At 70.9% G+C, this 13867-nt stretch carries 13 protein-coding genes and 1 tRNA gene; 11 read left to right on the top strand and 3 right to left on the bottom strand.

From position 1 onward, the window contains the following. Positions 1-96: 96 nt before the first annotated feature. Entirely contained in the window at positions 97-447 is a 351-nt protein-coding gene (locus VGB14_05100; protein HEX9992286.1) for an ATP-binding protein, read from the bottom strand. Between the two features lie 122 nt (positions 448-569). Between VGB14_05100 and VGB14_05095 the strand changes: the two genes are divergently transcribed. The 5 genes from VGB14_05095 (at position 570) to VGB14_05075 (ending at position 3982) form a co-directional block, all read left to right on the top strand. Continuing rightward, complete coding sequence (locus tag VGB14_05095; protein HEX9992285.1) at positions 570-989, top strand: CBS domain-containing protein; 420 nt, start codon at positions 570-572, stop codon at positions 987-989. A gap of 135 nt (positions 990-1124) precedes the next feature. After that, the gene (locus VGB14_05090; protein HEX9992284.1) at positions 1125-1601 is read left to right on the top strand and encodes a carboxymuconolactone decarboxylase family protein; all 477 of its coding nucleotides are present in this window, start codon (positions 1125-1127) and stop codon (positions 1599-1601) included. A 24-nt stretch (positions 1602-1625) separates the two neighbouring features. Continuing rightward, positions 1626-1697, top strand: a tRNA-Cys gene (locus VGB14_05085). 163 nt (positions 1698-1860) lie between these two features. Next, positions 1861-2973, top strand: coding sequence for a tyrosine-type recombinase/integrase (locus tag VGB14_05080; protein HEX9992283.1), 1113 nt, complete (start codon positions 1861-1863; stop codon positions 2971-2973). Positions 2974-3253: 280 nt separating this feature from the next. After that, on the top strand, positions 3254-3982 hold the full coding sequence (locus VGB14_05075; protein ID HEX9992282.1) for an SDR family oxidoreductase: 729 nt from the start codon (positions 3254-3256) through the stop codon (positions 3980-3982). 119 nt (positions 3983-4101) lie between these two features. Here VGB14_05075 and VGB14_05070 read toward each other — a convergent pair whose 3' ends face one another. Further along, on the bottom strand, positions 4102-5181 hold the full coding sequence (locus VGB14_05070; protein HEX9992281.1) for a cupin-like domain-containing protein: 1080 nt from the start codon (positions 5179-5181) through the stop codon (positions 4102-4104). A gap of 373 nt (positions 5182-5554) precedes the next feature. Beyond that, a complete protein-coding gene (locus VGB14_05065) occupies positions 5555-6673 on the bottom strand; it encodes a hypothetical protein (protein ID HEX9992280.1) in 1119 nt (372 codons plus the stop codon). Positions 6674-8757: 2084 nt separating this feature from the next. Here VGB14_05065 and VGB14_05060 point away from each other — a divergent pair. The 6 genes from VGB14_05060 to VGB14_05035 all read left to right on the top strand — a co-directional run bounded on the left by VGB14_05060 (position 8758) and on the right by VGB14_05035 (position 13804). After that, entirely contained in the window at positions 8758-9192 is a 435-nt protein-coding gene (locus tag VGB14_05060) for a hypothetical protein (protein HEX9992279.1), read from the top strand. A gap of 23 nt (positions 9193-9215) precedes the next feature. Next, positions 9216-10085, top strand: a complete 870-nt coding sequence (locus tag VGB14_05055; GenBank protein HEX9992278.1) for a hypothetical protein — start codon at positions 9216-9218, stop codon at positions 10083-10085. Between the two features lie 131 nt (positions 10086-10216). Beyond that, positions 10217-10855 (top strand): SAF domain-containing protein, encoded by a 639-nt coding sequence (locus VGB14_05050; GenBank protein HEX9992277.1) that lies wholly within the window; start codon positions 10217-10219, stop codon positions 10853-10855. Next, positions 10852-11640: a hypothetical protein gene (locus VGB14_05045; protein HEX9992276.1), complete on the top strand. Its 789-nt coding sequence runs from the start codon at positions 10852-10854 to the stop codon at positions 11638-11640. Before VGB14_05050 ends, VGB14_05045 begins: the two co-directional genes overlap by 4 nt. Further along, the gene (locus VGB14_05040) at positions 11637-12974 is read left to right on the top strand and encodes an ATPase, T2SS/T4P/T4SS family (GenBank protein ID HEX9992275.1); all 1338 of its coding nucleotides are present in this window, start codon (positions 11637-11639) and stop codon (positions 12972-12974) included. The genes VGB14_05045 and VGB14_05040 overlap by 4 nt, the downstream gene beginning before the upstream one ends. Before the next feature lie 38 nt (positions 12975-13012). Beyond that, positions 13013-13804, top strand: coding sequence for a type II secretion system F family protein (locus VGB14_05035; GenBank protein HEX9992274.1), 792 nt, complete (start codon positions 13013-13015; stop codon positions 13802-13804). The last annotated feature ends 63 nt before the right edge of the window (positions 13805-13867 follow it).

Here is a 13867-nt window from a genome sequence, read left to right as displayed (position 1 = left end):
GGCGCCGTGCGCTACGTGCTCGAGGTCACCGGCGTGCAGGACGTGTTCGAGATCCGCTGAGCCCGCGCGCGTCCGGGCCTGCCTGAGCCGGTGGGCTCAGGCGGACAGCTCGAACCACACGACCTTGCCCTCCGGCCGGCGCTCGAAGCCCCACCGGGTGGCGAGGGCGTCGACCAGCTGGAGGCCGCGCCCACCGGGCGCGAGGGGGTCGGGGTGGAGCACGGTCGGCGGCACCGGCGACCCGTCCGCGACGGCCACCCGCACCCGGTCGTCGTCCCAGTCGATGGACAGCTCGATGTGGTCCGTCCGGCTGTGGCGGACGGCGTTGGCGGCCAGCTCGGTGGTGAGGAGGGTGGCGTCGTCCACCAGCGCGGGCGACGTGCACTCCCGCAGACGCGCCTCGACGAAGTGGCGTGCCATGCGAACGCTCTCGGGCGCTGCGGGGATCTCGGTGTGCGCGTCGATGGTGTCGGGCTACCCAGCGGCGCGGGGTGACTAGTCCTCGTTTGGCGCTGTTCACCGCGCGGGTATGCGCCGTGCACGTCCCCCAGCCCCCAGGAGGAACGATCGTGACCAAGGCCCGAGACATCATGACGCCGGGCGCCGAGTGCGTGGGTGAGAACGAGACGCTGGTCGACGCGGCCCGGAAGATGGCCGAGCTCGACGTCGGCTCGCTGCCGATCTGCGGCGAGGACAACCGCCTGAAGGGCATGCTGACCGACCGCGACATCGTCGTGAAGTGCCTGGCCGCGGGGAAGGACCCGGGCACCGTGCGGGCCGGCGAGCTGGCCGAGGGCAAGCCCGTGACGATCGGCGCGGACGACTCCGTGGAGCTCGCCCTCCAGACGATGATCGACCACAAGGTCCGCCGCCTGCCGGTGATCGACGGGCACGACCTGGTCGGCATGGTCAGCCAGGGCGACATCGCCATGAACCTGCCGGAGGAGCGGGTCGGCGACCTCGTGGAGGCCATCTCGTCCGCACCCTGACGCCGCCGTCACCCGGCCCCGCCGGTGCCCGACGGTACCGCCGGTTCCGGAATGTGACGATCGACCGTCAGAGCGCCCGCCCCGCCGTACCGGGGCGGGCGCTCTACGCGTTCGGGCGTCGATAGCGTGCTGCTCATGAGTACCACCACGGCGGTAGAGACCACGTCCCGGCTCGACCTGGGACAGCAGTTCCCGGCGGGCGCCAAGGCCATGGGCGCACTGGAGCGGACGGTGCGGGAGTCGAGCATCGACGGGCGGCTCCTCCACCTCGTCAAGCTCCGGGCGTCGATGCTCAACGGCTGCGCCTACTGCATCGACATGCACTGGAAGGACGCCCGCCTGGCGGGCGAGGAGGAGCAGCGGCTGTACGGGCTGTGGACCTGGGCGGAGGTCCCGTACTACACGGAGCGGGAGCGGGCCGCGTTCGCGCTGACGGACGCGATCACCCGGGTCGCCGAGACCCACGTGCCCGACGACGTGTGGGCCGAGGCCAGGGGCGAGTTCGCCGAGCCCGAGCTCGCCGAGCTGGTCGTCGCCATCTCGACGATCAACACCTGGAACCGCATCGCCATCGCCACCCGCATGGCCCCCGGGAGCTACCAGCCCTCCTGACCCTGGCTAGGGTGGAGCGCTTCGGGCGGCGTGGCCGAGTGGTTTAGGCAAGGGCCTGCAAAGCCCTGTACACCGGTTCGATTCCGGTCGCCGCCTCGAGCCGCTGACCTGCTAAACAGCAGGTCAGCGGCACGAACTCGTCGACCCGGTGTGTCCGCAACTGTCCCTGGTCGACCACCAGAAACCGTGATTTCGCTCCCACGCCGCTCCCATGGTGCTCCCACGGGGCCGGCCTCGGAGCAGGGGCAGGTGGTCGAGGATGGGGTTCGTCGAGAAGCGTTCCGGTGCCTACCGCGCCCGGTACCGAGACCCGCTCGGTCGGCTGACGTCGAGGACGTTCGCCCGTAAGGTCGACGCCGAGCGGTTCCTTCGGGAGATGGAGGTCGACGTCGCGCGGGGCCGGTGGATCGACCCGCGGGGAGCCGAACAGCCGCTCGCCCGCTGGGCCGACGAGTTCCTGTCGTTGGCGCGGAGGCTGTCGCCGTCGACGCAGGAGACGTACCGCCGCGACCTGACGCGCTACATACTCCCGAGATTCGGCGCCTACCAGATCGGCCGGCTCCCGGCCGACGAGATCGAGAACTGGCTGAACGACGAACTGGCGGCCGGCATCGCACCCAGCTCAGTGCACCGGCACTACCGCACGATGCGTCGCCTGCTCCAGGTCGCCGTGGACAAGGAGAAGATTCTGGCCAACCCGTGCGACCGGGTGGAGGCACCGCGGGTGCCGAAGCGCGAGATGGTCTTCCTGGACTGGGGGCAGGCGATCGATCTCGCCGAGGCGCACTCGCCCCGGTTCCAGGCGCTGATCTACCTCGCCGTCGACAGCGGGATGCGATGGAGCGAGCTCGTCGGTCTCCGACGCAACCGAGTCGACCTCCGCCGGCGGAAGGTGCGGGTCGTCGAGCAACTCGTCCGGCTCGAGTCCGGCGAGTGGCTGCGGAAGGAGCCGAAGACCCCGGCTTCGGTGCGATCCATCACCGTCTCCGACGTCACCGCCGACCTGCTGGCCGACCACCTCGATCGCTTCGCCGCTCCCGGGGTCGACGGCCTCGTGTTCCCGAACGCCGCCGGGAACCCGATCGCCGCGCCGAGCTTCTGGAACAACCATTTCGCCCGAGCATTGCGGAATGCGGGCCTGGCGTGCCGTTTCCACGACCTTCGCCACACGAGCGTGGCCCTAGCGATCGCGGCGGGCGCTCACCCGAAGGCGATCCAGGCCCGCATGGGCCACTCCTCGATCAACGTCACGCTCGACCGGTACGGCCACCTCTTCCCAGAACTGGACGAAGCGATTGCCACGGCATTCTCCGAAGGCCTCACGCAGGCGCAGCAGCGCCGTTCATCGAAGGTAGTGCATGCAGCCTTCTAGAAGGACGCGGGGTTTACGACGCCGATGGGCCCGTCGGCACGGGTGACGGTACGTGCACTTGCGCTAGTGCCCGGAGCGCTTGCATGAGGTGTTCCACCTTGCCGGGTTCAAAATACGCCCACTCGTACGGTATAGCGACGCTCGGGAGTGGAGCGCTCTGGAGCGAGGACCGATCTCGTCGGTCGAACGCGCACGCCTTCGAACGCGTACTGTTCGCTGCGTCGGCTTCGAGCGGTCTGGTGGCGGAATGGCGGGAAGATCCGAGCGGTGGGGTCGGCGCGTGCTCGTGACGGGCGGTGCGTCCGGCATTGGAGCCGCAATCGTGGAACGGTTCTTGGAGGACGGGGCTCGCGTCGCGGTGTTCGACCTGGACGCGTCCGGCATCGCAGCGATGACGCGTCCCGACAGCGACGTGGAGGTGGCGGCACGGGCCGACGTGGCCGATGCGGCCGCCGTCGACGCTGCGTTCTCGTACGTCGATCGGTCCTTCGGTGGCCTCGACGTCCTGGTGAACAACGCAGGGATCAGTGTGAGGGAGCCGTTCCTGGACGCGTCTGTCGAGGACTGGGACCGCGTCCTGGCAGTGAACCTCCGCGGGGCGTTCGTCGTCGGGCAGCGAGCCGCCAGGCGGATGCTCGCCGGCAGCGGTGGTGTGATCGTGAACATCGGCTCGGTCAGCGGCATGGTCGGTATGCCGAACTACGCCGGCTACAACGCGAGCAAGGCGGGGGTGATCGAGCTGACACGGACGATGGCGCTCGAGCTCGCCCCGACGATTCGGGTGAACGCGATCTGTCCGGGCTACGTCATGACGCCGATGCAGGAGGCGGAGTACACGCCGGAGATGCTCGAGGCGTGCGAGGCGAGGATCCCGCTTCGGCGGCTGGGCCGACCGCGAGAGATCGCCGCTCTTGTCGCCTACTTGACGTCCAGCGACGCCGCCTTCGTGACCGGTTCGCCGTTCGTGATCGATGGGGGAGAGACGGCCGGCGGGCTGGCCAGCGCCTGATCCACCGTCGAGCCGGGTCGACCCCAGTCGACCGGCGATCGACCGTTCGCGTTCCCCCAGGCGATGGCGAACGTCGGCTGCTGTTGGAGGACGCGGTTTGGTCGTGGGGCGCGCCCGGGCTACACGCCGTCGGAAACCGGGTCGTTGCCTCGATTGAAGTCGCCCCACCTGAGCGCGTCGTAGAGGCGTTTCCCGGTGCACGGCGGGCTGAAGAAGAACTGGGTCGGCTCGTCCCGCCCTAGGACACCGTGCACGAGAAAGCCTCTCGCCGTCGACGCCCAGCACCGCAGCCCGAGCCGGGCCACGAGCGCCAGGTAGTGGCGCGCGTCGAGGGACGGACCGAACCAGTGGTTGAGAGAGATGGACGGTGATCGGGACACGAAGTCGTGCCAGACGCCCCTCGGAATGAACAGGACGTCACCAGGCCGAAGGATGGCCGATCGAAACGTCGCGCGCCGCGCCTTGGGGAATTCCTGGACGTCGATTCGGGCGATGTCCAGACGGCTGTTGACGATGTTGTCAGGGAACGGGTACGCCGCTGCGCTCTGCTTGCGGTCGAGGAGCACGACGTGCTTCTCGCCCCACACCTGCCAGAACAGATTGTCCTTGAGGTCCGAGTGCAGCATCGACCGAGTGCCGACCGACCCGAGCCACGACCGGGTGTCGCAGGTCTCGTCGAGCGGCCCGAGCAGGCCGGCGAAGTCGTAGTCGTCGGATGGCAAGAGGTCGTCGGCGCGGCGGTACGCGAGGTAGCACGGAGCGTCGGCCGTCGCGCCGAGCATGTGGTCGAGGAACTCGCGGAAGGGCATCGTCCGCTCGTAGGACCGCTGGTCCTCGGGGAAGAGGACACCCTCGGCGGGCAGGTCCATCAGCGGCGTGACGACCTCGCACCCGCGCGCCGTCGCGAGGCGTTCGGGCGTCCACTCCGTGCGGGCGCGCCAGCTGTCGGTGAGGCCGGTGAACACGATCGGTGTCCTGCTCTGGACCACGACCCGTCGCACGTCCGCCGGACTGGCCTCCTCGATGCGGGAGATGGGTCGAACGTCGAGGCCGGCTCGTCGCATTACCAGGTCGCGGCTGTCCACATCCCCGCTGGCGGAGTCGCCGACGGGCTCCGCCGGACCCTCCGCGCCGCCGCGCCCGACACGCGAAACGCTCGGTGGCACCCGGCGTTGCTCGGGCAGGGTCGCCGAGGACACCTGCGGCGTCGAGGCTGAGCCGCCTCGACGGAGCGCCCAGGGTCGTCTCGTCGAGCGTCGCACGTCGCTGCGGGACGGTCCACCGCCGCCGGCCGCACGACCACGCGTTTCCGTCATTCCTCGCCCCCACGCGGCTGGCGCCTAGACCCGACCAGCGGCGTCGTCGCGGCCAGCCGAGCGGCGGAGGGTCGCCCGCAGCCGTTCGGCGCGATCGGCAGCGAAGCGTGTGTGCAGCGCGCGGACCGGCCGTGTCGACGGTCGAGCGCATCCTCGATCCGTCGACGTCGTGGGGGCTCGGCGGGCCCCCGACGGCGGGTGGCGAAGGGCGCAGCGGCCTCATCGAGGACGGCGTCCGGCGTGAGCGACCGGTACCTCACGCGCTCAGGTACCGCCCCGGGCCTCCACTGCGGCGGACGTCGAGCGTCGCGCAGTGGAACGAGCCGCCGAGGCTGTACACGTGCCGGAAATCGAGGGGGATGCAGCGGAAGCCCCAGGCGGTGAGCGCATCGATGAGTGCGTCCTCGTGCCGCTCGACGACGACGGTGCGTTCGTCGAGCGACAAGACGTTCATGCACACCCACGGGCTGCAGAAGTACATCGGCCACTCCGCCGGCAGAGCGGGCGCCGGCGCTTCCAGGACCTCCCAGTCTCGGAACACGGGGTCGTGGACGTACCGTCCGGGGTTCACGAGGAGCTTGCCCGGTGCGAGCGGGAGCAGGGTCGCGTCGATGTGCATCGCGTGCGGGTCCGACGTGGCGACGCGGTGGACTCGATAGGCCGGGCCCACGGCACGCTCGAACCAGCGGATCCCGAACTCGTTCGTCACGTGGCTGCGCTGCACGACGATGTCGCTGCCGAAGCGCACGAAGTCCGCAGCGTCGAAGACCGGCTCGAAGTCGCTGACCGCACAGGTGTGTTCCGCTTCGCCGTCCGAGTCGAGGTCGATGTCATCGACGAACAGGTCGTCGGTCAGCTGCGGGCGGGGCCCGGAGAGCCAGCCAGCGCCGCGGCGGAAGTAGGACTTGATGAGCGGTCGGTACGCGTCGACCTCGAAGTAGCGACACCGCCACGACATGGGCGCCTCGATGATCGTGGTCCCCACGACCATGAGGAGGTCCCGCGGCATACCCGAGGACGACCCGCCCGCACTCCGCCAGTCCGGAGTCGAGAACGGTCGGTTGTGGTGCACGACATCGGGGCGCACGACCGTCACGCCTTCCGCCGTGAGCGCATCGGCGAGGCCATCGAGCTCCTCGTCGGCACGTCGAAGGTGATGAGCGGGAAACGGGGTTCCGCCGTGCTCACGGAACAAGCGCCAAGACCCAGGCGGCATGGTCGACGCCATCGACGCTTGCCAGCTCGGGAAGACGCCGTCGGACAATCGCCCGACGACGACCTCTTCCAGGCGGTCCCACTCGGTGTAGGAACTCACCACGCTCGTCGCGGTGTGCGGACCCGCGCCGGCATCGGCCGCGCGCGCGTACTTGGCCATCAGTGTCATCGAACCCCGCCATCCGGGCCCAGCACTCCGCCGATTCCGCCGGTCCGCCACGCTGGGCACGTAGCGAACGGATCTGTTCTACATCAAACTCTTGGATACGTCGAATCCACCTCCATGCCGGCATTTGGACGCCCGTGTCCGCCGCGCCGGACCGTCGCTGCGGCGTGCACCTCGTGCGGGAAGCCGCCGGTGAACGCAACCACCGCGACGCCATCGGCCCCGTCCAGGAATACGCCTGGCTCTTGGGCCGCGTGCCGGTGGAGCTCACGCGATCAGACCCACGGTGTCGACGGCAAGCTCACCCCTCATCCTCCTCGGTCGGACGAGGCGGTAAACGACAATGTGGCTCATCCCGGTTGCCCACCTCGGAGGTTCCATGACGCTCGGCGCCCACGGTGTGCGGCCCGACTGACTCGCGTTGAGCGACGCGGACGATCTGAGCGCCAGCGCTCCCGTCTTGCTCCGGCGGCCGCTGATTGGAGCTGCCGTAGTACCGGTTGACCAGGGCGTTCCTGCTGACAGGCACGGGCCCGCAAAGCACTATTCGTCGGTTGAATGGTCCTGCGCTCGTATGCGCAATCGGAGCACCCGGCCGCAAGTCGCGGATACAGCGCATCGGTAGTGCGTCGGCTGGGGTCGTCGCACCCGGTCGCCGCCACGCCGGCGCAGCGACTCCAGGACGCCGCTCTGAAGCCCATGTCCGACCGCGGTTCCCGGCGTGAGCGATCTCATGTCGGCACGCCCCCTCCGCTGCTCGCGTTCCGGTCCCTGGGACTCGCGCAGCCGACGGGCAGGCGTTGGTCCGGGCGTGGCTGGCACCGACGACGACCGAGGGAGTCGTGTGGTCGGGGTCGCGCATGCCTTGGCGGTCGACGCCGACGGCTTCGAGGAGGACGCGCGGCCATGTCCGCCTGGCCGGGAGTAGGAGAGGCGGCCAGGTCATTCCGGGCGGTGTGACCCGCACGGACGTCGTCGGAACGCCGGACTGCTCCACGGGGAGCTGGTCGCCCTGCCTGCTTGCGGCACGGGCGCTCGGCAAGGCCGTCCGGTCGATGAACGGGTCGTGATTTCAGTCGTCTCGTACGGACGCGTGGCTGACGCTCGTTGCGCATCGTCGTGCGGAGAGAGCGATCAGGATGGGCTAGCGAGGTTGGTGGCCGCCGGTCGTTGGTACCCGGACGGAGTCGATCCACGCGTCGATCTCGTCCGCGTCGAACCGGAGCAGCCTGCCCCACTTCACATAGGGAATGCGCCGCTCGTGCACCAGTCGGCGCACGTGCCGGATCTGAACGCCAAGGCGGTCGGCTACGGCGTGGATGTCGACGAGGCCGGCCCAGGAGGACTCACTGTCGGCGTTCGCAGGTCCTGCCACGGCTACCTCCCGCCGTCGTCCGCGTGCACCAGCGGTAAGCCGCTGCTTCTGCAAGGCCGGACAACGGCGACCACTCCTCGCTGGGGTCGCGTTCGGTTCCTGCTGCAAGAAGCCCGACCACATGTCCGGTTGGTCGCCCCACGGAGCGTTTCATGACAACTGGCCCACGTGGAGACCCGTTGCCCGTCGCGACATCGCTGCCCCCTTACGTCACGCAGTGGCGTCACCACGTGACGTCTCGCCCTGCGACGCCGCGCGGTTTACTGGCCGCGACGCGTGGGTACGGCGCTAGCCGTGCGGACGGCGGGGCCCGCAATGGCGGGGTAGTGCTCTCGAAGGACCGTCGGCGGTACGCTGCCGCTCACCGAGGTCTGGAGTGCTCGCGGGAGCCGCTCCGGAGTTCGTTGTACCGCTCCCGCCTCTCAGCAAGCGTGCGCTGCGTCGCGCACGAGCGGACGAGGCGGGGGACTAGATGAGCGGGTCCGACAGCGGCCAACCGCGCTCGTTCCTACAACAGCGCCGACGTCGCCGTCTCTCGGCGGTCGTTCTGCTGCTCGTGGCCGCGCTTGCCGGCGCCTGCGGCGGGTCGGGCGACACGGCGTCGACGGCGACTTCGGCGTCGACCCAGCCGACACCGACGGCCAGCTCGTCGACGACGACCTCGACGACCAGAGCGACGACATCGACAACGCCGGGCGACGAGTTGCCCGCGGAGGTAGAGGACGACTTCCTTGCGTGGCAGCAGGCGTACGAGGAGATGGCGACGACCGACCCTGATCCCGACGCCGACGAGCTGGAGCGTTGGCTCGAGGAGCCGGCACTCGGCGGGTTCCGGCAGCGGCTCCTCGACTGGCAGTCGCGAGGTTTGGTACTGCACGTCCCGACGGGGTCCGTCACGCAGCGAGTGGTCGAGGTCGTCAGTGCGACGCCCGACGAGGCGACGCTCGTCGACTGCCTGGTCGACGATCGCGAGCTTGCCGACGCCCAGTCGGGCGCCGTCGTCCCGGAGACGAGGGGCGCGGCGACGTACCTGTCGACGGTGCAACTCGTGCGCGTCGACGGGCGATGGCAGGTGAAGGAGGGCGTCACCGAGCAGCGCTGGGACGGCTCCGTCCCGGACTGCGGCGGTGCAGTGTGAGGCGGCGCCGCGAACCCCTCGTCGTGCCCCTGGCCCTCGTGGTCGGCATCGTCGCCGTCGGCGCGATCGGCTCCCGACCCGAACCTGTCTCCGCGGATCCAGGCGACCCCTATCCCTCTATCACGGCCTCGACGCAGATCACGATCCCCGGCGGTCCTGGCACGCCCGAGCCACCGCCGGGCGGCGGCGACGGCGGCGGCGGCTTCGGCGACGGCGGGTCGGGTGGGATCACCTGCCACTACGAGCCTGCGGTGGGCGTTCCGGTCCCGGAACCGGCGGCGCCGCCGGCCGAGTGGCGGTTGCTCGTGTGCACCACCCTCGACGGCGAGGAGGTGTCGCGGTCGCTGATCTACTGGACGCCGGGCATGGTGCCCGGAGAGGCGCCGCCTCCCGGTGCCCCTCCGCAGGCGGATGCGATCGACCCCCGGGTCCTCGCCTGGCAGGCCGCGCAGGAGCTGCCGCTCTGGTACCCGGACCCCCGCGCTGCGCCACCGCTCGACGGCGAGTCGCTGACCGGCGTGCCGACGTGGCTGTGGGTGCCGGAGTCGCAGTGGGGCACGCGGTCGGCTACGGCGCGCGTCCCCGGGCTGACGGCGACCGTCACGGCCGAACCGGCGCGCACGGAATGGGACCTGGGCGACGGAGCGGCCGTCGTCTGCGACGGACCGGGCGTCCCGTGGCATGCGGGTCTCCCCGAGTCGGCGACCTACTGCTCGCACACCTACGAGCGCACGTCGGCGACGGAACCAGGCAATGCCTACACCGCGACGGTGACGATCGTGTGGTCGGTCACCTGGACGGCCTCGAACGGCGACGGCGGCGACTTCGGCGAGTTCTCGCGGACGACGCAGTTCCCCGTCGCCGTCGCGGAGGCGCAGGCGTTGAACGACTGAGTGAGGAGCGGCGGGGATTGGCGACGGTCATGAGTCGGCGACGCGAGGCGGCTTCAGCGAGCGTCGGGGATGGACTGCGTGGTCCGGCGGCACGCGTCACTCGGCAGCGCCGCTGGCAGCCGCAGTGGGCGGTGCTCGGTGCGTTCCTCGTGCTCGGGGGCGTGTTCGCGTTCGTAGCGGTGTCGGCGTCGTTCGATGAGCGAACCGCGGTCCTCGTCGCGGCGAGGTCGCTTCGACCCGGCGAGACGATCGCAACCGACGACCTGCGCGCGGAGGAGATCGCCCTCTCGGGGTCGGCTGTCGACGCCATCCCGGCCGACCGGGCCGTCGACGTCGTCGGCATGGTCACCACCGGACCCGTCGAGCAGGGTGAGGTTCTTTCCGGCGCAGACCTGGCACGGCGGCGGCCGCTCGAGCCCGGCTCGGCGGTCGTCGGCGCCGTCCTCGCGCCCGGCGCGGCACCGGTCTCGACGCTCCGGGCCGGCGAGGTCGTGAACGTCGTCGCCGCTCCGCCCGAGGGAACGGAGCCTGGTCGGGCGACCGTGCTGACCGCGGCGACGGTGTACGAGGTCGAAGCGGTCAGCGACACTCCGGCAGGGGGCTGGGTCGTGTCGCTGGTGGTCCCCGAGGACGCCCAGGCGGCGGTCGCAGCCGCCGCGGCGGGAGATCGCCTGCGCCTCACGCTCGTCCCCGCGGACGACGCAGCCACAGCAACTGCCGATGTCTCTGGCTCGCCGGGCGGCGAGGTGAACGAGGACGGTCGTCCGTGACCGCCGTCGTCGCCGTCGGTTCCGTTCATGGCGCACCGGGCGTGTCGACGATCTGCGCCGCCACTGCGGCCGCCGCGGGGCCGCCCGGCGTGACGCTCGTCGACGTCGACCCGGCGGGCGGGTGCCTCGGTGTGATGACAGGGCTCGGGTACGAGCGCGGCCTCGTCTCCCTTGCCGCCTCGACGCGAGGTCGGCTGTCGATCGGTGACGTCGAGGAACACTTCCAGGCGTGGGGTCCGGCAAGTCACCTGCTTGCGTCGCCGCCGGCGGGGGCCCAGGTCCGGCGCGCGCTGTCGGCACTCGATGGTCGTCTCGTTGCTGCGTTGGCGTCGTCTGCTCGGCCGGTCGTCGTAGACGTGGGACGGATCGACGAGCGCTCGCTCGCCCGGCCGTTCGTCGAGGTCGCAGGCGAGGTATGGATCGTCTCGTCCGCTTCGGCCACCTCCGCCCTCGCACTTCCGGGGGCTGTCGAAGCGCTCCGACGGGTCGGCACGACCGTCTCGCTCGTGGTCGTCGCGACCGGTCCGTACAGCGCGGAGGAGGTCGCCGAGTACGCGGGCGCCGAGCTCGTCCAAGTCGTCGCCGAGGACCGCCGAGCGGCGGCGCTCGTCGCGGGAAGGCCAGGGCGGGAACGAGCGCTCAGGCGCTCACCGCTGTGGCGTGCCGCTCGTGCCCTCGCCGACCGCTTGCTGCCGCCTGGACCTGAGGACGCCGAGGCGCACGTCCGCGAAGTCGACGACGGCGAGGGAGAACGGCCCCGGGAGAACGACGAGGTCGCGTCGTGACGCCCCGAGCGTCGCTCGAGCTCGGCCGGCAGGTCGAACGTCAGGTCGCCGAGCGGCTCGAGGAGGAGCGCCGTCGGAGAGAAGCGTCGGGTGGGCCGCCACTCGAACTGGTCGACGAGCAGATGCTCTCCCGCGAGCTCGTCAACCAGGCGCTCACCGCGCTGCGGGCCGAGTGGGTTCGCGGTGAGGCGGTCGCGCTGTCGAGTTACGAGGAGGACGACCTCGCCGCACAGGTGTGGCACCGCCTGTGGGGACTCGGGCGCCTGACGCAGCTGGTTGCCGAGGACGCGTCGATCGAGAACGTCGACGCCTCCGGTTGCGACGTCGTCTGGGTCACCTACGCGGACGGCAGACGGGAGCGGGGGCCGGCGATCGCCGAGTCCGATGCGGACCTCGTGCACACGCTCGCCCGGGCCGCTCGCCGCCTCGGTCAGACGGAGCGCCGCTTCGACACCGGAGTGCCCCGGCTCGACCTCGCCCTCCCCGACGGCAACCGGCTGTTCGCCGTCATGGCGGTGACCCGGCGGCCGGCCGTCTCGCTCCGCGTCCACCGGCACCGCCTCGTCACACTCGACGAGCTGTTCGAGCTCGGCACCGTCGACGACCTCGTGCGGGACGTCCTCGCCGGTGCGGTTCGAGGACGCTGCAACATCGTCGTCTGCGGGGGGACCGACGCCGGGAAGACGACCCTTCTCCGAGCGCTCGTTCACGAGGTGCCGCCGAGCGAGCGCCTCGTCACCATCGAGTCGAACTTCGAGCTGCACCTCCACCTCGACCCGGAGCGGCATCCGAACGTGGTCGAGCTTGAGGAGCGGCAGGCGAACACCGAGGGCGTCGGTGGCGTGTCGATGTGGGACCTCACTCGCGATGCGCTGCGCATGAATCCCGATCGCGTCCTGGTGGGCGAGGTTCGCGGCGGCGAGGTGATCCCGATGCTGAAGGCCATGTCGCAGGGCAACGACGGCTCGATGTGCACGCTGCACGCCGACTCGACGCAGTCCGCGCTGTCGAGGATGCAGCTGTACGCGGCCGAGGCACCGGAGCGCCTGCCTTTCGACGCCGCCGCGGCGCTCATCTCCCACGCCGTCGACCTGGTCGTCCATCTGGCGAAGCGGACCCGTGAGCACATCGGGGAGCGCCGAGGAGGGCGCGTCGTCACGGCGATCCGCGAGGTCGTGGGTGCCGAGGCGTCCACGGTGGTCAGCAACGAGGTGTTCGCACCCGACGCCGCCGGTCGCGCGACGCCGACTGGTGTCGCCTTCACGGGACGGACCGCCGCCCGGTTGCACCAGGGCGGATTCGACGTCCGCTGGCTCCTGGAGAAGGCCGGGTGACAGCGACACTTGCGGCTGCCTGCGGTGCCGTCGTCGGGGTGGGCGCTTTCCTCGTGCTGCTCTCCGTCGTTGGCGCCGTCCCCGCAGCGCCCGCGAGAGGTGCACGCCGCCGTTCGCGGCCGGGCGTCGCCGTTCGAGCGGCGGGTGCGGTGCTGTGCGCGCTCCCGGTCTACGGGGCGACGGGCTGGCTGGTGATGGCCGTGGTCGCAGGCTTCGGTGGATGGATGGCTCCCGAGCTTGTGGCACGGCGTCGCCGCACGTCGCACCGCGCCGACCGAGTCGACGCGGTCGCCTCCTGGGCCGAGATGGTGCGGGATCTCCTGGCGGCGTCGGGCGGGCTGCAACAGGCCATCGCCGCTTCGGCTGCCGTCGCGCCACCGGCGATCCGGGACGACGTCGCCTCGCTCGCCGCACGGGCACGGCTGGGGCTACTGGCGGAAGCCCTCCGGCGGTTCGCCGACGACGTCGACAGTCCCGTCGCCGACGTGCTCGTCGCGTCGCTCCTGCTCGCCGCCGAGCAGCAAGCGGCGAACCTCGGCGCCGCGCTGACCGCGGCAGCGAGGGCGGCGCGATCCCAGGTCGCCATGCGGCAGCAGGTGGAAGCAGGCCGGAGCCGCACCTACACCGCCCGTCGGGTGGTCGTCGGCGTGACGCTCGGGTTCACGGGATCGCTGCTGGTGCTCAACCGCTCGTACCTCGAACCGTTCGCCTCGCCGGCTGGGCAGGTCGCCCTCCTCGTGATCGCCGCGTGCCTGGGCGGCGGGTTGTGGGCGATCGGACGGATGGGCCGGTTCGAGGAGCCGGCTCGGTTGTTCGGGAGCTCGGAATGATCGCGGCCGCTTCCGTCGCGGGCGCGCTCGTCGGGCTCGGGGTGTGGGCGTTGTGGCGAGCCG

This window comes from Acidimicrobiales bacterium (assembly GCA_036399815.1).
Taxonomy (GTDB): Bacteria; Actinomycetota; Acidimicrobiia; order Acidimicrobiales; family DASWMK01; genus DASWMK01.
This window is presented reverse-complemented; position numbering and strand designations above follow the sequence as displayed.

Bases quoted from the DNA above. Each gene is read 5' to 3' on its own strand.
- VGB14_05065 (HEX9992280.1), bottom strand. From the start codon at position 6,673: ATGGCCAAGTACGCGCGCGCGGCCGATGCCGGCGCGGGTCCGCACACC.
- VGB14_05080 (HEX9992283.1), top strand. From the start codon at position 1,861: ATGGGGTTCGTCGAGAAGCGTTCCGGTGCCTACCGCGCCCGGTACCGA.
- VGB14_05090 (HEX9992284.1), top strand. From the start codon at position 1,125: ATGAGTACCACCACGGCGGTAGAGACCACGTCCCGGCTCGACCTGGGA.